The 16,305-nt window shown below is 41.8% G+C and carries 14 protein-coding genes; 10 read left to right on the top strand and 4 right to left on the bottom strand.

Annotated features, from left to right (window positions below; translation table 11 throughout):
- Positions 1 to 136: 136 nt before the first annotated feature.
- Both VM640_RS06520 and VM640_RS06515 read right to left on the bottom strand, forming a co-directional pair.
- A complete protein-coding gene (locus tag VM640_RS06520) occupies positions 137 to 394 on the bottom strand; it encodes an SH3 domain-containing protein (protein WP_325390617.1) in 258 nt (85 codons plus the stop codon).
- 157 nt (positions 395 to 551) lie between these two features.
- On the bottom strand, positions 552 to 3,272 hold the full coding sequence (locus tag VM640_RS06515) for a CotS family spore coat protein (RefSeq protein ID WP_325390616.1): 2,721 nt from the start codon (positions 3,270 to 3,272) through the stop codon (positions 552 to 554).
- A gap of 156 nt (positions 3,273 to 3,428) precedes the next feature.
- Here VM640_RS06515 and VM640_RS06510 point away from each other — a divergent pair, with 156 nt between their 5' ends.
- The 3 genes from VM640_RS06510 (at position 3,429) to VM640_RS06500 (ending at position 6,070) form a co-directional block, all read left to right on the top strand.
- Entirely contained in the window at positions 3,429 to 4,709 is a 1,281-nt protein-coding gene (locus tag VM640_RS06510) for a UDP-glucose dehydrogenase family protein (protein WP_325390615.1), read from the top strand.
- Positions 4,706 to 5,662 carry an NAD-dependent epimerase/dehydratase family protein gene (locus VM640_RS06505; protein WP_325390614.1) on the top strand — a complete coding sequence of 319 codons (957 nt, stop codon included), beginning with the start codon at positions 4,706 to 4,708 and terminating at the stop codon, positions 5,660 to 5,662. Before VM640_RS06510 ends, VM640_RS06505 begins: the two co-directional genes overlap by 4 nt.
- A gap of 93 nt (positions 5,663 to 5,755) precedes the next feature.
- Entirely contained in the window at positions 5,756 to 6,070 is a 315-nt protein-coding gene (locus tag VM640_RS06500) for a hypothetical protein (RefSeq protein ID WP_325390613.1), read from the top strand.
- 414 nt (positions 6,071 to 6,484) lie between these two features.
- Here the strand turns inward: VM640_RS06500 and galU are convergent, their stop codons facing one another.
- Both galU and VM640_RS06490 read right to left on the bottom strand, forming a co-directional pair.
- Positions 6,485 to 7,366, bottom strand: coding sequence for a UTP--glucose-1-phosphate uridylyltransferase GalU (gene galU / locus VM640_RS06495; RefSeq protein WP_325390612.1), 882 nt, complete (start codon positions 7,364 to 7,366; stop codon positions 6,485 to 6,487).
- Positions 7,367 to 7,633: 267 nt separating this feature from the next.
- Positions 7,634 to 8,968 carry a citrate/2-methylcitrate synthase gene (locus VM640_RS06490; RefSeq protein ID WP_414647923.1) on the bottom strand — a complete coding sequence of 445 codons (1,335 nt, stop codon included), beginning with the start codon at positions 8,966 to 8,968 and terminating at the stop codon, positions 7,634 to 7,636.
- 287 nt (positions 8,969 to 9,255) lie between these two features.
- Between VM640_RS06490 and hisC the strand changes: the two genes are divergently transcribed.
- From hisC to VM640_RS06455, 7 genes are all read left to right on the top strand, one after another.
- Complete coding sequence (gene hisC, locus VM640_RS06485) at positions 9,256 to 10,332, top strand: histidinol-phosphate transaminase (RefSeq protein WP_325390610.1); 1,077 nt, start codon at positions 9,256 to 9,258, stop codon at positions 10,330 to 10,332.
- Positions 10,329 to 11,492: a TDT family transporter gene (locus VM640_RS06480; protein WP_325390609.1), complete on the top strand. Its 1,164-nt coding sequence runs from the start codon at positions 10,329 to 10,331 to the stop codon at positions 11,490 to 11,492. The genes hisC and VM640_RS06480 overlap by 4 nt, the downstream gene beginning before the upstream one ends.
- A gap of 160 nt (positions 11,493 to 11,652) precedes the next feature.
- Positions 11,653 to 12,450: an amino acid ABC transporter substrate-binding protein gene (locus VM640_RS06475; protein ID WP_325390608.1), complete on the top strand. Its 798-nt coding sequence runs from the start codon at positions 11,653 to 11,655 to the stop codon at positions 12,448 to 12,450.
- A gap of 101 nt (positions 12,451 to 12,551) precedes the next feature.
- A complete protein-coding gene (locus VM640_RS06470; protein ID WP_325390607.1) occupies positions 12,552 to 13,205 on the top strand; it encodes an amino acid ABC transporter permease in 654 nt (217 codons plus the stop codon).
- 17 nt (positions 13,206 to 13,222) lie between these two features.
- Positions 13,223 to 13,996 carry an amino acid ABC transporter ATP-binding protein gene (locus tag VM640_RS06465; protein ID WP_325390606.1) on the top strand — a complete coding sequence of 258 codons (774 nt, stop codon included), beginning with the start codon at positions 13,223 to 13,225 and terminating at the stop codon, positions 13,994 to 13,996.
- A gap of 163 nt (positions 13,997 to 14,159) precedes the next feature.
- Positions 14,160 to 15,758, top strand: coding sequence for an ATP-binding protein (locus tag VM640_RS06460; protein ID WP_325390605.1), 1,599 nt, complete (start codon positions 14,160 to 14,162; stop codon positions 15,756 to 15,758).
- 144 nt (positions 15,759 to 15,902) lie between these two features.
- Positions 15,903 to 16,178, top strand: coding sequence for a hypothetical protein (locus VM640_RS06455; protein ID WP_325390604.1), 276 nt, complete (start codon positions 15,903 to 15,905; stop codon positions 16,176 to 16,178).
- Positions 16,179 to 16,305 lie beyond the last annotated feature (127 nt).

The raw sequence follows: 16,305 nt of genomic DNA, 5'->3' as shown, positions 1-16,305 counted from the left end.
GCATAAGTGCAACCAGCGGTTTTCGCTTTCCTACGATGAATGCGGTTAAGTTCGGCAGGATAAGGCGACTAAGGCCACCGCTTTGGCGCTGACCAAGTCTTCTATATCGCAAAGCTCGGCGAAAGCCGGGTTTTCTTTATTGGCTAACGAATGTGATGGCACGTAACGGGATACGCACAATGGGACGGATCCCATCAATTGGCGTACCGACATTGGAGAATAGGAGCGCATTGGTTAACAACGCCACACCATCTTGAATTCCACCAAAGCTACCTGTCCAGAACCCTGCATCCATACCGACCCGGAGCGCTGCTCCTATTGGAAAGGTGTCAAAAAGCCCGACAATGAAGGGCACAGACGTAAAAGGTGTAAAAGGTGTTCCGAATAGTGACATATCTTTAACCCCTCTCTAATTTTTCCATTAGGCCTTAGAATAGACCTCAAAAGATAAGATGGGGTTTTTCTGTTTCTTGATATAGATTATGAATGCTTGACCAATAATGTTACAAGTAGTCGAATAACTCTATACTTTATTTGTAAAGCATTCAAAACTAACGATGGATCATGTCTCGGGTGATCCTCACTACAGATGAATAGGGTTTTGCTGCTGGAATTAAAGCCTTTGCTAAATTCTTATTTCGTCGTCCGAGGTCTCTAACTTTATCGGGACGTTTCTCTTTAAGAGCTGCAATCTTCGTATTGTAGTCGAATCTCGGTTTCCAGACATCTAAGACATCGTGTGCTACCCGCTCCCAACCGAATCGCTCTTCAGCTAAACGCCTACCCGTTTGGCCCATTCTCTGTCGAAGTTTAGGGTCGGAAAGGAGAATTTTAAGTTTCTCGGCAAATTCGAGGGGATCCTCAGGGTGCTCGACAATTAACCCATTCTGCTCGATCACAACTTCTGGATTGCCGCCACGAGCCGTTGTGAGAAAGGGCAAACCGGCTGCCATTGCTTCGTAATGGACGCGAGCCAGTGGTTCTTGCCACTTAGAGGGACACACAAAGATATCTCCAGCCCAAAACCATTGGTGAATGAGATGAGCGGATACATAACCCGTGGTGACCACGGGAAAAGGAGCTCTTTCTACTAGAGAGCGAACATAGGCTGCATATTTTGTCACTTTGTTTTCACTGTACCATGTTCCACCTACAATCACTAAGGCAATATCTGAATGAGATGAATAGACTTCTTTAATGGCTTGAATTAATAGATCGGCGCCCTTTTTGGGGGTTAATCGCCCCACAAATAAAATAACGGTTTTGGATTCAAGATGATGCTCTGCGCGTAGTTTCTGACGAATCTGGGCAGCTGAATTTGATTTTTCCCATGGGATAAAAGTATCTAGGTTTACTCCAGAATAGATCGTCTGAACTTTTGATGCCGCTTGAGGGTAGAGACTGCTTATGGTATTTCCAACATAATCACTGACGGTAATAATCCGTTCAACTTCATTGATTGCGGTTAATGCATCTTCGGGTTGGATTTTATCGTGATCAAACATGTCGTTATGCATACTTAGAATGAGGCGTGAATGGGGAGCGGCTTCGCGGATTAAAGGAATAAGACGGGGTCGATTAAAGACGTGAATTAGATCGAAAGAGTTATTTTTAAGGAAAAAAATAACCTCTTCAGCATAGATTTCTAAGACGTGTTTACCCTCTACTCTTACATATCGGATATTATTTACGATTTCCTCGTCAGGTAATGAAGGATCTGAAGTTCCTAAAATGGTTAAGTCGTGTTGTTTACTTAAAAATCCTGAGATTCCCTCGATATACGTTTGAATCGCTCCACCACGCACGGGTGGAACGGGTAACTTTTCTGTACAAATCATCAATATATTTAATTTAGGGTTTAAGTTTTGTGGTAATTGATTATTCCTTGTAGGACCATGCTGCTTTTGTAAACTCTTCTTCTCTGTAATTTCAACATTCTTTTTACGTTTCTTTTTAAGGCTAAGATTCTTTTCGATACTGATCTGCTTATTCTTATTTCTAAGCTTGCTTGTCTCTTGAATATAAGAATCCTCTTGGATCTCCTCAAAAGTAAAGGAGGGGTTTTCTTGAATAGGCAAACTGGGGAAGTTGGAGTTTCCCTGAGTTATTTTTATGGGCTTCATTTCATGATTTTCTGGTTTAGATATCGTTCTTGGGCTATAGTTGCCGGTTTGGAATCTTTCTTTTTCGAGTTGAAGTTCTTTGAGTGTCAAACCTTTCGTTTCTTCCAGAAGAACAAGATGCTGTAGTATTCTTTCTAAATCGTTGCTCATAAAACGAATAGGATCAGAAAGCATCTCATTAACGTTTTTATAAAATTCGTTGGGAAAGGCCAAATCAATGAGTAATACCTCGTAAGTTTCTCGATCGATTGGATTCGCTTGATGGTAGGCGTCAATCATACTTCTAATCCAAGTTGTGTCCCAGTGTCCTTTGTCATCCATCGTACTCGAAATTAGCTTTCGCAGATCGCGAATCGGTAAATCGTAAGCCACTCCATCAAGATCAATAACCCAAAGCCCTCCAGGCCCCTGTTGTCCGTTAGACCATCCGTAGTCTTGGTGAGCCAGTCCCCAATACTCTTCACCCATCGAGACCATCTGACCATAAGAGGATTGCTCAAGAAGGGATGAAGCATCAAGGGCTTGGCGTTCAAACCTATCAAGGATAGAAAGTAGAAATTGACTACTTGGAATTTCATCATAGGCTTTGGCAATATTACGAAACCAGCTGATTTTGGTCAATATTTCTTGATAATAGGTAGGCCAATGAGACAATCTTGAAGCCTTTTGGGAATCTATGGGTGGAATATATCCTCGGGAATGTTTATGAAACTCCCCTAAACCGTAACACAGGAATTGAGCACCTTCGAGATCTTTACTGGCTGGAGTGAGGCTTTCAATCCAATCCGTGACTATCCATAACTTTCCGCCCTTTTCAATATAGAGAGCGCCTTCCCTGGTCTTTTTTAATTCGGGAACTCTTCCTCCTTGCTTTACAACGTAGTCCTGAGCCCCTACGCTGAAGAGGCTTCTGACCGGCTTGCGGTGCAAAAGCTTTAAACTACGAGGTCCTTTGTCAGTTTCAATTTTCCAAATGGCTCCACCTTTGTCCGGTTTTGAAGTAATTAACGTTTTAGCGTAGACATCCATATCGTAGTGAGTAATGACATCCTGTGCTAATTCATCTATTCCTGGAGGTACATACATATCTAGATTAAGACTTGTCTGAAAATCTTCGCTGTCCCACGGTTCAATCCGATATTCTTCCATTTCGTTGCCTCCACTTTTCTATTCCATAGCATAAATTATTCTGTCTTATCTCTAAATGTTATCGTAGAGAGTAAAGTAAATTTTTAACACACTCGATTATGTTCGAATACATTGTATGTATAAATCGATATTGTAGGAGAGTGGGTTGGCCGAATTATGAGAATATGTGTAGTAGGTGCCGGTTATGTGGGGCTTACGACGGCAACTACTTTAGCTGATCTTGGGCATGACGTTCGATGTGTGGATATTGATCAAGGAAAAATTGATAACCTTTGTCAAGGAAAGATTCCGATCTATGAACCCGGATTACAAGAATTAATGAACAAGAACACCCAAAGGAATAAACTCCATTTCTCATCTCATGTAGAAGAGAGTATTAGAGATTATCCGATTATTCTCATTGCCGTAGGCACACCTTCTAAGGAAGATGGAAGTAGTAATCTTAGTTTTGTCAGCCAAGTTGTGGAAATTATAGGTTCAACCCTTAATGAATACAAAATCATTATTACCAAGAGTACTGTTCCTCCAGGAACCAATGAATGGATCCACCAAACATTAATAGAAATGGGCATCGAAGAAGAGTTATTTGATATCGTTTCTAATCCGGAATTTTTAAGAGAAGGAACTGCTTTATGGGATATTTATCATCCCAATAAAGTTGTTTTTGGCACAAAATCAGATCGTCCTATCAAAGTCCTAAAAAAGCTCTATAAAAGGGGAAAAGCCCCCTATATTTTTTCGAGTTTGACAGGGGCGGAACTGATCAAATATGCCAGCAATGCCTTCCTGGCTACAAAAATTTCGTTTGCTAATGAAATGGCCCATATCTGTGATGCTTATGAAGTGAATTATTCAGATATCGCGAAGGGGTTGGGGGCTGATCCACGAATTGGTCGTCATTTCTTAAATGCAGGACTTGGTTTTGGTGGATCATGTCTACCGAAAGATTTAAGTGCTCTTAAAGATTCTGCGTTGAGGAAAGAAGTAGAAACAAAGCTACTTGATGCTGTCATGGAGATTAATGCAAATCAAATTGAGATTTACCTAAAAAAGTTGATGACGGAACTTCCGGACTTGACGGATAAACAGATTACGGTCTGGGGTGTGACCTTTAAGCCAGGGACAGATGATCTTCGCTCTTCTCCAGCTCTTAGACTAATTAAACAACTGGTCCAAAGGGGCTCTCAGGTTCATACGTACGATCCCATGGTGCAACTTGAATTAGCCGAGGTTTCTTCCTTTAGTGATCAGTATGAATCGATTCGCGATTCAGATGCTCTCATTATCGCAACTGAATGGGAACAATTTCACGAATGCAATTGGACAGAAGTTAAATCTAGAATGAGAGGATCGATCATTCTAGATGCAAGAAATTGTATCGACGGGAAAATCGTCAAAAGTGAAGGATTTATTTACTTAGGAGTTGGCAGACAATGAAAATATTGGTTACTGGAGCCGCTGGCTTTATTGGTTCACACCTTTGTGAACGACTGCTTCAAATGAAGGATATCGAAGTTATCGGTATCGATGGATTTATAAATCCTGCCCTGAATCAGACAAAACAGAGGAATCTTAGACTTCTTTTACCACATCCTCGTTTTCAATTTCATCAAGTTGATCTTCGCCAGGCTCATTTAAAGAAACTATTGGAAGATGTTCAAGTTGTCTATCATTTAGCGGCTATTCCAGGAGTACGCACGAGTTGGGGAACTGACTTTAAATCCTATGCCGATCACAATATCCTAGCCACTCAAATGCTATTGGAAGCAGTGCGTGAATGTCCCCTTAAAAAGTTTATCTATGTTTCAACATCTTCGGTTTATGGAGAAAAAGTGGGGAAAGTCACCGAAGATTCTACACCCGCCCCGCTTTCCCCCTATGGGGTGAGTAAGCTTACGGGTGAATATTTGTGTAAGGTATATCAAGTAAGCTACGGGATCCCCATTGTTATTCTAAGATATTTTACCGTGTATGGACCAAGACAAAGATCAGATATGGCGTTTTTTCGATTCATCGATGGGATTCTCCATCATCAAACCATCAAAATATATGGAGATGGGAAGCAGACTCGAGATTTTACCTTTATCAAGGATTGTGTGGAAGGAACTACTGCAGCTCTTCATGCAGAAGGAGTGATCGGAGAAACGATTAATATTGGGGGTAAGGAGAGAGCTTCAATCTTAGAAGTCATATCGTTGATCGAAAATTTACTCACCGAAAAGGCGATCTTGGAATTCACGGAAAAGTCTAAGGGTGATCCGAGGGATACTTGGGCCGATATAACAAAGGCACAAACCCTGTTAAAGTATAATCCCGTAAGCTCTTTGAAAACTGGGTTAGAACACCAGATTGATGACTTTTGCCGATTACAGTCAGCACCGATGTTTTAAGCTAATCATATAATATACAACAACGTTCCACCAAACTAGAACCTATGGGTGGAGAAATAAGTAGAAAAATTTAGTAGAGAAAGGTGACAAAATATGGAGAGAGAAGAATTACTCAAAGAAGTTCTTGATGCATTGGCTAATGGAAACGACCTTAAAAAAGTTAAAGTAAAGTATCAAAATGGAGACGTTATAAAGTTTAATTTTGATGAGGACGAGGAAGAGGAGGAAGAGGAGGAAGACGAGGAAGAGGACGAAGAGGAGGAAGACGAGGAAGAGGAGGAAGACGACGAAGATAAGGAAGAGGACCAAGTAGAGGATAAAGTCAAGAACAAGGAAGCCAGTTACCCGACGAGTTCCCAAGTCTCTCAGCCAGAAGGACGGAAGGTCAATGTAATAAATCGACCCTAACGTAATTTGGAGCTATGATCACAGAAGAGTTGAGCTAGAGGATGCCTCAAGTTATTTGAGACATCCTCTAGTCACTTTTTTATACTAACAGAAAGTATAAATTTCCGGCAGATAGTATAAGTGCAACCAGCGGCTTTCGCTTTCCTACGATGCAAGTAGTTAAGTCCGGCAGGATAAGGCGACTAAGGCCATCGCTTTGGCGCTGGCCAAGTCTTCTTTATCGCAAAGCTCGGCGAAAGCCGGGTTTTCTTTATCGGTTGAAAGTATAAGTGCAACTAGGGCTTCTGCTTTCCTACGATGAATGCGGTTAAGTTCGGCAGGATAAGGCGACTAAGGCCACCGCTTTGGCGCTGACCAAGTCTTCTATATAGAAAGCTCGGCATCAGCCAAGTTTTCTATATCTTATCGAGAAGACTAGCGCTTGGATTGGCGCACAATTTCATGTAAATACTTCATTAGCGGATCTGATAATTCCTCATGCCGTAAGCCATATTCAATATTGGCTTTTATAAACCCTAGTTTATCTCCTACGTCATAACGACGTCCTTTAAAATTATAGGCAATAATTTCCTGTGCTTTGCTAAGTTCACGTAAACCGTCCGTTAATTGTATTTCTCCGTCCTTACCGGGTGGAAGATTTTCTAAAATACTAAAAATTTCCGGAGTTAAAATATAACGCCCCATGATCGCCAAACGGGTGACGGGGGCATCCTCAGCACTCGGTTTTTCAATCAAATCCTGAGTTCTATAAATCCGTGGTCTTATTTTCTCTCCGTCGACAATACCATACTTAGATATATCTTCCAAAGGGACCTCCTGAACTCCCACTATACTAACCCCATAATGAGCGTAAATATTAATCATTTGTTTCAGACAGGGTATCTTGGAATAAATGATATCATCTCCAAGCAATACGGCGAAAGGTTCATCTCTTATGAACGTACGCGCACAATAGATCGCATGACCTAAACCGAGAGCTTCCTTTTGACGAACATAGTAGATATTCGCCATCCGTGAAATGTCTTGGACCATGTGCAAAAGCTCTTTTTTTTCGTTATTTTTTAAGAATACCTCCAGTTCGAGCGAACGGTCAAAATGGTCTTCTATAGACCGTTTACTACGACCAGTAATGATAATGATGTCTTCGATTCCAGATTGAACAGCTTCTTCAACAATAAACTGGATCGTAGGTTTATCCACAATCGGTAACATTTCCTTAGGTTGAGCTTTTGTGGCGGGCAAAAATCGTGTACCAAGTCCTGCTGCCGGAATAACGGCCTTCCGTATTTTATGCATGTTACTCATCCTGTCTGATAGGTCTTAACAAATTCATTGCACACTCTGGTTAATTATTATATGAATCATGCAATGAAAATGCGAATGATCTGCAAATTTAGATCAGAGACGGTTATTCATGAGAAAATTCAGAGTAGGATTTATTGTTCTTGCTTTATTACTAAAAATTACATACGAGAACCCCCTAAAAGAAGAAAGTGTTTTCTCTTCTCTTTTAGGGGGTCCTTAAGGGGGTCCTTAATTTTAATCTGTTATTGGCACATTACCTTAATCTCTCTCATTGAGGGGAACGTAAGTTTGTCGCTGGACGACACTTTTGTAAGCGGGTCGAATAATTTTTCCGCCATTGACGATTTCTTCAATGCGATGAGCACTCCAGCCCGCGATTCTGGCGAGGGCAAAAATCGGCGTGAACATCTCTAGGGGAAGATTGAGCATTTGATAGACAAAGCCCGAATAAAAATCGACATTGGCACTGACCCCTTTGTATATTTTAGTGTATCGGGCAATGGCCTCGGGGGCGATTTGCTCAACTTTAGCGTAGAGCTTAAATTCCTTTTCTAGTCCCTTTTCTTGGGCAAGTTTGCCAGCATATCTTTTGAGAATAACCGCCCTTGGATCCGAAATGGAGTAGACGGCGTGGCCAATCCCGTAAATTAAACCGGAATGGTCAAAAGCATCTTTGTTGAGAATCTGAGCAAGGTAATTTGCTATCTCCTCATCATCGTCCCAATCCTTAACTTTGTCTTTAATATCCTCAATCATCTGAATTACTTTATGATTAGCCCCTCCATGCTTAGGCCCTTTAAGTGCACCTAAGGCCGCGGCAATAACAGAATAGGTATCCGTACCGGTCGAGGTTACAACATGGGTTACAAAAGAGGAATTGTTCCCCCCGCCATGTTCGGCATGAAGCACGAGCGCGAGATCAAGAAGTTTGGCCTCAAGCTCTGTATATTCGCGATTCGGTCTTAGCATATAAAGAATGTTTTCAGCTAAACTTAACTCTGGTTGAGGGCTATGAAGAAACAGGCTTTGATTTCCATGGTAATGGGAGTAGGCTTGATAACTATAGACCGCCAAGGAAGGGAAGGAGGCTATAAGCTGGATACATTGCCTTAAGACATTTTTAATTGAAAGATCATCAGGATTGTCATCAAAAGAGTATAACCCCAATACACTTCTGGCCAAGCCATTCATGATATTTTTGCTGGGCGCCTTTAAAATCATATCACGGGCAAAATCTTCAGGCAGCTTCTGATAATAGGAAAGAAGCTTTTCAAAATCCGCAAGCGAGTTCTTATCAGGGAGATTCCCAAAGAGCAATAAATAAACAGTCTCTTCAAACCCAAAGCGCTTATCCTCCATGAAGCCTTTGGCTAGTTCACTGATGTCGAAGCCCCGATAAATTAGGCGGCCTGGAACCGGAACCATTTCTCCTTCGTCAAGAATATAAGAATGAACCTCGCCGATTTCGGTTAACCCTACGAGCACACCTCTTCCATCAAGATCGCGGAGTCCGCGTTTAACTTCATATCTACTATAAAGTTCGGGATTGATCGCACCCTTCTTTAAAGTTATGTCACTTAGTTCATTAAGCATTTTCTTCTCAAATTGTTGTAGTTCAGAATGTTCCACCACACAACTTCTCCTTTACTGATTGCTGATTTGAATAGTCAGGCAACTTATTATATATTATAAGTTGTCACTTAAGAATTGTCAATAAGTTGAAATTCCCAAATTATTTCTTGAACCATAATAATAGTTCGCTTTGTAGCGGCCCTTTATTTGCAGTAAAGGTGGACATTATTTGCGCACATCTGATATTCTAGACAGGAGAACTAGGAATATGCCAATCCTGGCAACCTTAATAAGGAAGGAGTCAAAACATGAGTAAATATTGGAGCAAATTAGCGGCCAGGCTTGAACCCTATGTACCTGGCGAACAGCCTAAAGATAAAAAATATATCAAACTGAATACCAATGAAAATCCTTATCCACCTTCAACGAACGTCCTTGAGGCGATCAAGGCCGCGGCGGATGAAAGACTAAAGTTATATCCGGATCCCAATGGCGATGAATTAAAGAGCATTTTAGCTGATTATTTTGGCTTAAAGAAGGAACAGATTTTCCTCGGAAATGGCTCAGATGAAGTATTAGCGTTTTCTTTTATGGCCTTTTTCGACGCTCAGCATCCGATATTATTCCCGGACATAACCTACAGCTTTTATCCCGTGTACGCGAATCTGTTTAAAATTGATTATGAATTGATTCCTTTAAAGGACGACTTTACTCTCCCGGTGGATCAGTTCTTCAAGTCAAACGGTGGAATCATCTTTCCTAATCCCAATGCACCGACAGGTGACTGTGTGACACTTGAAGCGATTGAGGAAGTATTACTTCACAATAAGGAACACGTCGTGATCATTGATGAAGCCTATATTGACTTCGGCGGTGAGTCAGCACAGAAGTTGATTGATCAATATCCGAATCTTTTGGTGGTTCAGACCCTTTCTAAATCGCGTTCTTTAGCAGGTTTAAGAGTCGGTTTTGCCCTAGGTCATAAGGATCTAATCGAAGGTCTGAACAGAATCAAGAATTCGATCAATTCCTATACTTTGGATCGATTAGCTCTTGCTGGAGCAATCGAGGCCGTTAAGGATGATGAATATTTTCAATCCACAAGAAATAAAGTCATTCAGACGAGAGAAAAGGTAACACTTGAACTTCGTAAGCTCGGGTTTAAGGTGATAACCTCAAAAGCCAATTTTGTTTTTATAAGTCATCCCTTAATACAGGCCGCAGATCTATTCATGAGCCTAAAAAAAGAATCGATCCTTGTCCGATATTTTCAGCAACCGAGAATTGATAATTACTTAAGAGTAAGTATCGGTAGCGATGCTGAAATGGACAGCTTCTTACACGTAATACATAAGATTATTTCTTCCGGGTTTCCGCATCAATGAAATGGCTAAGTAATGAAAAGGGGTTACTCGATAGGCAAGAACGTCATCCAATTAAATATTTAGCCCCAGCCTGGTTCGCGGTGATTATGGGCACAGGTGGACTTGCTAACATATTATATCTCTGGCAAAATTTTTTCCCGTTAGGTAACCTTTTCGGAACAGTGCTTGCCGCTCTTACCGATCTTCTCTATTTTATCGTTTTGGTTCCTTGGATCTTTCGCTGGATTAGGTACTATGAGTATGCCCGCCGAGACCTGCAGCACCCGCTGACTGGCAATTTCTTTGTCACCATGCCGGTTGCGACTGCGATTTTAGGAACGAATATTTACCTGATCTGGAGTCAGTATCTGGGGGAAGCTTTAACGTACTCTCTGGTTTCTGGGCTCTGGATCATTGCCATTGTTGGCGTAAACTTTTTCACCTTCTATACGACCTTTAGAATCATGCGGGTGGAGGAGACCCCCAAACCAGAAATGATTAATTTTTCTTGGATTATGGCACCGATTGCGAATATGGCGATTTCCCTGATCGGTAATCCAGTACTTACCCTCACTGAGAAATATCACCCGAATTGGAGTTTATCTGTTCTCATTATCAATACAGCCTTATTTGGGATCGGATTTTTTCTATTTATCTTTATTAGCGCCATAGTTTTTGTGCGTCTGGCCCAACATCCTCTCCCTTCCGCAGAAACTACGCCGTCTTTTGGTATTTTCATGAGTGCTGTGGGTCTGGCTGTCAGCGCCATCATTGATGCTTCGAAGAATGCCCAAACGATGGGCCTCTTAGAATCAACGGATCTGGCAAATCTCATAGCCGTTGTCGTTTGGGGATTTGGAATTTGGATTGTGGGTATCATTATGATGATTTGTTTATACCAGATCAGGAGTGGTGGAATTCCTTTCAGTATGGGGTGGTGGGCGTTCATCTTTCCCTTAGCAGCCTATACCATTTCGAGCCAAAAGGTGGCCTCCATTTTTGTCACCCCTCTCACCTCCGGTTTTGCCGCCTTTCTGACAATACTCTTAGGCCTTCTTTGGGTATATACCTTTAGACAAACACTTATAGGGGCGATCAACGGGAAACTTTTCACTGGAACCCCAATACTGAAACAAGGGGACAGGAACCCTGTTTCAGAAGAAAGGATTCAAGCGAAGTGAGAATTCAAGAAAATGTGAGTAAATAGAAGTATTACTGGTATAGGCCAAGTACATCATTAATAATGCACTTATTCATCTCTTTACCTCTTTAGTATGTTAAAGTAAAATAAATAGAGGTAAAGATTCTAAAGAGGATTTTATTGAGATAGGGGATAAAAGAATGAAGAAGATTTTCACTTCGATACTTCTCGTCGTTATGAGTGGCTTATTGTTGACCGGTTGTGGTAGTACTAGTACTTCGGGGACTGCCGCCAATACACCTGCCGCACCCCCAAAAATCATCATTGGCTTGGATGATAACTTCCCACCGATGGGCTTCCGGGATGAGCAAAACAAACTCGTTGGTTTTGATATCGATCTTGTGACCGAGGCAGCCAAACGACTCAACATGGAAGTAGAATTTAGACCGATTGACTGGAACAGTAAGGAAGTCGAGCTGAACGGTAAAAAAGTCGATGCGCTTTGGAATGGGTTAACCATTACCGAGGAAAGAAAGAAGAATATCGCTTTCACCCAGCCTTATATGGCAAACAAACAAATAATCGTCGTCTTACCTGACTCTAAAGTTAAAACCAAAGCAGATCTTGCAGGTAAAGTGGTTGGAGCTCAGGACGGGAGTACGAGTGTTGATGCGATGGCTAAAGAACCTGACGTCAAAAACTCGTTCAAGGAACTCAAATTGTACGGCGATAATGTGGCAGCCTTAATCGATTTGAAAGCGGGTCGCTTGGATGCGGTAGTTGTCGATGAAATCGTCGGCCGGTATTATATGACTAAAAAACCGGGTGAATACACCCTTCTAACTGAAAACTTTGGTACTGAAGATTATGGTGTAGGGTTCCGGAAGGATGACACTGAACTCTTGAATAAGGTACAAAAAGCCTTGGATGAGATGAAAGCAGATGGCACTTCAACGAAGATTTCCGAGAAATGGTTTAACGCAAACGTCCTAAAATAGGCAATAAATACGTAATACTAGTTCATAAGTTGGCCGATGGTTTCCACACCATTGGCCTTTTCTAAGTCTTGTAGAAAATCAGAAGGTTTGGGGAGAAACAAATGGAATATCTTTCGACTATAATCGGGCCAATGCTCGACGGGACGGCAATTACGCTGAAAATGTTCTTTGTCACAATTATTCTGTCCTTGCCGCTCGGGCTGTTTGTTGCTTTAGGGCGGATTTCCCGCTTTAAACCCTTAAAATCGTTTATTGGCTTCTATATTTGGCTGTTCCGAGGAACCCCACTTATGTTGCAACTCTTGTTCGTCTATTATGTGTTACCGTTTATCCCTGGCATTCGCATTAGCCTCACCGACTTCCAAGCTGCCCTACTGGCTTTTGTTTTAAACTATGGTGCTTATTTTGCTGAGATCTTCCGCGCAGGGATTCAGTCAATTGATCGAGGACAGTATGAAGGAGCAAAAGTGCTAGGCATGACGAATAGTCAAACTATGCGTCGGATTATTTTGCCTCAAGTCATCTCAAGAATCTTGCCTCCAGTGAGTAATGAAACGATCTCACTAGTGAAAGACACATCTTTGATTTACGTTTTGGCGATGAATGATCTGCTGCGAACGACTCGGGCACTCGTTCAGCGGGATTTTAACATGATACCGTTTGTTGTAGCAGCCATTTTTTATCTGGCCATGACGCTTGTCCTTACTAGGGTCTTCCAGAAACTCGAACAGCGCTATACGGCATACGACGAGTAGGGGAAAGGTGATCGAAGATGGAAAATAGGGAAAGCATGATTAAAGTCACGAATATTTATAAACGTTTTAAGCAATTTGAAGCCCTCAAAGGGGTCTCACTTGAGGTCTCCAAAGGGGAAGTCGTTGCCATTATTGGTCCATCCGGTTCGGGCAAGAGCACATTTTTGCGCTGCTTAAATCGGCTGGAGATAATTGACCAAGGTACCATTGAAATTGAAGGAGACACACTCGCTTCAACTGATCCTGAGGGAAGAGTCCAGTATGCCAATGAAACTCAGGCCCGGCTGATTTGCCGGAAAATGGGAATGGTATTTCAACAGTTTAATCTCTTTCCTCACTTAACGGTCCTGCAGAATGTGGTTGAAGCGCCGATGACGGTCAAAGGCGTCAAATACGCTGAGATTTTACCCGTAGCTAAGGAACTCTTACGAAAGGTAGGGCTGGAGGATAAAATGGAGAATTATCCTTCGCGTTTATCCGGAGGGCAGAAACAGCGCGTGGCAATTGCTCGGGCTCTGGCGATGAAACCGGATATCATGCTTTTCGATGAGCCAACCTCGGCCTTGGATCCGGAGTTAACAGGCGAAGTCCTCAAAGCGATGAGACAGTTGGCTGAGGAGCACATGACGATGATTGTCGTGACCCATGAAATGGGTTTCGCTCGGGAAGTCGCAAATCGAGTGGTTTTTATGGACAAGGGGGAGGTCATTGAAGAAGGTTCGCCAAAAGAGATCTTTGATCAGCCCTCCCAGCAAAGAACGCAATCTTTCTTGAATGCAGTAGCCAAGTAATTAATATACGGTAGAGCAGCGATAGGCAAGAACCTATCGCTGCTCTACTTTGTGGAGGATTTGCCCAAAATTGGTCGAATTTATTTAAAAAGTGCACGTCCGCAATATCAACAATGGATTAGGGGATAGTTATTTGAAAGTGCATTTCCATGCAGACGACCCTATGAGAGCTAGAGTTATCAGTGCTCTCCTGATTTTGATTTTCATTTTCAGTATGAGCTATATACTCATCTTTGAGCAGTTCAACCTAGAGAATCAGGCTGATATTGAGAAAAATAAGCAGGCTGCAGACATGGTAGCCTCTAATTTGGATGACATCATGAGTAGATACAAAAGCGCGCTTCAAAAACTGGCTTCGCTCGATGAGTTTAAACAGGAAAGGCCTACTGAGATCACACAAACTTTACATGATTTTGCACTTGCTCAACCGGAAGCTTCTGCGTTTTGGATAGTCAAGACAAATGGTACATGGGTTGCTCAATATCCTGCTGCTACGGAAGCGAATCAAACCATTCTTGATCGTGATGATTTAAGGGAATCCATGAAAGGTCAGGCTTTTGTGGGAGGACCTTATATCGAACAGGTTAGCAGAAAAAAGGTCATCATAATTACAGAGCCGTATTATCAGGATGGCGAAGTAGCGGGGATTATTGGAATGTCTATTCCGCTGAGTGAACTCCAGAAGAAATTAGCCAAGGTTAAAGTGGACCAGTTCGGCTATGTTGCACTGATCAATCGGGAAGATGGTCAGGTCTTGAGCCATCCAGATCTGGAACAATTTCGTAAAGATTTCAGATTCGAGGCTTCACCACTTTATCAGGAAATTAAGGTTGCGCAAACGACGAACGGTTACTTCGAAAATGACTCATATGATGTACAACAGAATATGCATTCCTTTGTAACCTTAAAGGAAGCACCTTGGGTGGTTATCATTGTGCAGCCGCTTGCAGAATTCAATTTCCAAACGAACCAGCACCGGGGACGGAATTTCACGATACTCATTACGTTAATGTACTTTTTGGTTGTTATAGTTCATTACCTCCTCATGCTTAGAGATAATAGGAATACTAAGAAAAGCAAGCAAATGGAAAAGCTAGCGCTGGTCGGTGAACTGGCAGCAGGAATTGCCCATGAGATCCGTAATCCGTTAACATCAATCAAGGGATTTATTCAGCTGATCGGCGAAAAAAAAGGACAAGACATTCCTGCTTTTTACTATGAGACAATTCTCGAGGAATTGGATCGCATCGATCAAATTGTGGGGGAAATGGTTGTTCTGGCGAAACCCGTTCAGGAAGCGAAAAGTGAGGTTAATCTGTATAAGGTATTGCAGGATACTGTGAATTTGATCGACTATCAGGCTAGCCAGCAAGAGGTCAAGCTGATTTTAAAGTTTGAACCCGAGTTGCCTACCATTCAGGGCGTAAGCGATCAATTAAAGCAAGTTTTTATTAACTTGCTTAAAAATGCGATTGAAGCCATAGAAAAAAGTGGGACAGTTACAATTCAGGCGAGACGACAAGGTGACAAAGTGGTTGTTACAGTAGAGGATACAGGCAAAGGGATGTCCAAAGAGGTGATCGAGAAGTTGGGTACTCCGTTCTTTTCAAACAAAGATATGGGCACCGGACTGGGGTTAATGATCACCTATCGCATTATTCAGAACCACGACGGAGAGGTTTCAGTTCATAGTAAAGTCGGAATAGGGACGCAGTTTAGAGTTCGTTTTCCGGTTTCCCGTTCAGCGGGGAAGATTTTGTAGAACCAATATTATGTCGGATATGTTATAAAAATGTAAAAATAACTAGAAATTCCTGGGTTTATTGGTATAATGAATGAAGTGAATTATTTACGATACCGAAGATACTGGAACACACGGAAAAAATGGAGTAAGGGTGGAGAGGATATGTCACTGAAGAAGAAATTGCCAATTTATATTGCACTACTCGTCACATTATGTCTCGTGGGTACAGGAATTATGGTCTTTAATAATTCATCTAAAACCGTGATGAGTTTAAGCAAAGAACAACTTTCAATTAACTCTTATCGGGCGGGAGAAAATATTTCAGGTTTGATTCAGGAAGAGAAAGCTGCAGTAGAGTTATTATCGACGAACCAAACGTTTGTGGAATTGCTTCAATATCGCCAGCAGCATCCCGGAGAGAATTATTTTAGGACGTAAAGGCAAGAATCCTCCCCATTTCAATGGGGAGATGAATTGTCCCTCGTACTATGTGTATGGTTGATATTCCTGTTGATAATAGTATTTATCGGGTATTTATGCTATACTATATACATGAGAAAAGATA

It is taken from the genome of Desulfitobacterium sp. (assembly GCF_035539115.1).
GTDB lineage: Bacteria > Bacillota > Desulfitobacteriia > Desulfitobacteriales > Desulfitobacteriaceae > Desulfitobacterium_A.
This window is presented reverse-complemented; position numbering and strand designations above follow the sequence as displayed.

What these genes read in the sequence shown, in the direction of transcription:
- VM640_RS06470 (WP_325390607.1), top strand. Translation starts at nt 12,552, where the DNA reads ATGGAATATCTTTCGACTATAATCGGGCCAATGCTCGACGGGACGGCA.
- VM640_RS06455 (WP_325390604.1), top strand. Translation starts at nt 15,903, where the DNA reads ATGTCACTGAAGAAGAAATTGCCAATTTATATTGCACTACTCGTCACA.
- VM640_RS06465 (WP_325390606.1), top strand. Translation starts at nt 13,223, where the DNA reads ATGGAAAATAGGGAAAGCATGATTAAAGTCACGAATATTTATAAACGT.
- VM640_RS06460 (WP_325390605.1), top strand. Translation starts at nt 14,160, where the DNA reads ATGAGAGCTAGAGTTATCAGTGCTCTCCTGATTTTGATTTTCATTTTC.
- VM640_RS06500 (WP_325390613.1), top strand. Translation starts at nt 5,756, where the DNA reads ATGGAGAGAGAAGAATTACTCAAAGAAGTTCTTGATGCATTGGCTAAT.
- hisC (WP_325390610.1), top strand. Translation starts at nt 9,256, where the DNA reads ATGAGTAAATATTGGAGCAAATTAGCGGCCAGGCTTGAACCCTATGTA.
- VM640_RS06490 (WP_414647923.1), bottom strand. Translation starts at nt 8,968, where the DNA reads ATGCTTAATGAACTAAGTGACATAACTTTAAAGAAGGGTGCGATCAAT.
- VM640_RS06480 (WP_325390609.1), top strand. Translation starts at nt 10,329, where the DNA reads ATGAAATGGCTAAGTAATGAAAAGGGGTTACTCGATAGGCAAGAACGT.
- VM640_RS06475 (WP_325390608.1), top strand. Translation starts at nt 11,653, where the DNA reads ATGAAGAAGATTTTCACTTCGATACTTCTCGTCGTTATGAGTGGCTTA.
- galU (WP_325390612.1), bottom strand. Translation starts at nt 7,366, where the DNA reads ATGCATAAAATACGGAAGGCCGTTATTCCGGCAGCAGGACTTGGTACA.
- VM640_RS06510 (WP_325390615.1), top strand. Translation starts at nt 3,429, where the DNA reads ATGAGAATATGTGTAGTAGGTGCCGGTTATGTGGGGCTTACGACGGCA.
- VM640_RS06515 (WP_325390616.1), bottom strand. Translation starts at nt 3,272, where the DNA reads ATGGAAGAATATCGGATTGAACCGTGGGACAGCGAAGATTTTCAGACA.
- VM640_RS06505 (WP_325390614.1), top strand. Translation starts at nt 4,706, where the DNA reads ATGAAAATATTGGTTACTGGAGCCGCTGGCTTTATTGGTTCACACCTT.
- VM640_RS06520 (WP_325390617.1), bottom strand. Translation starts at nt 394, where the DNA reads ATGTCACTATTCGGAACACCTTTTACACCTTTTACGTCTGTGCCCTTC.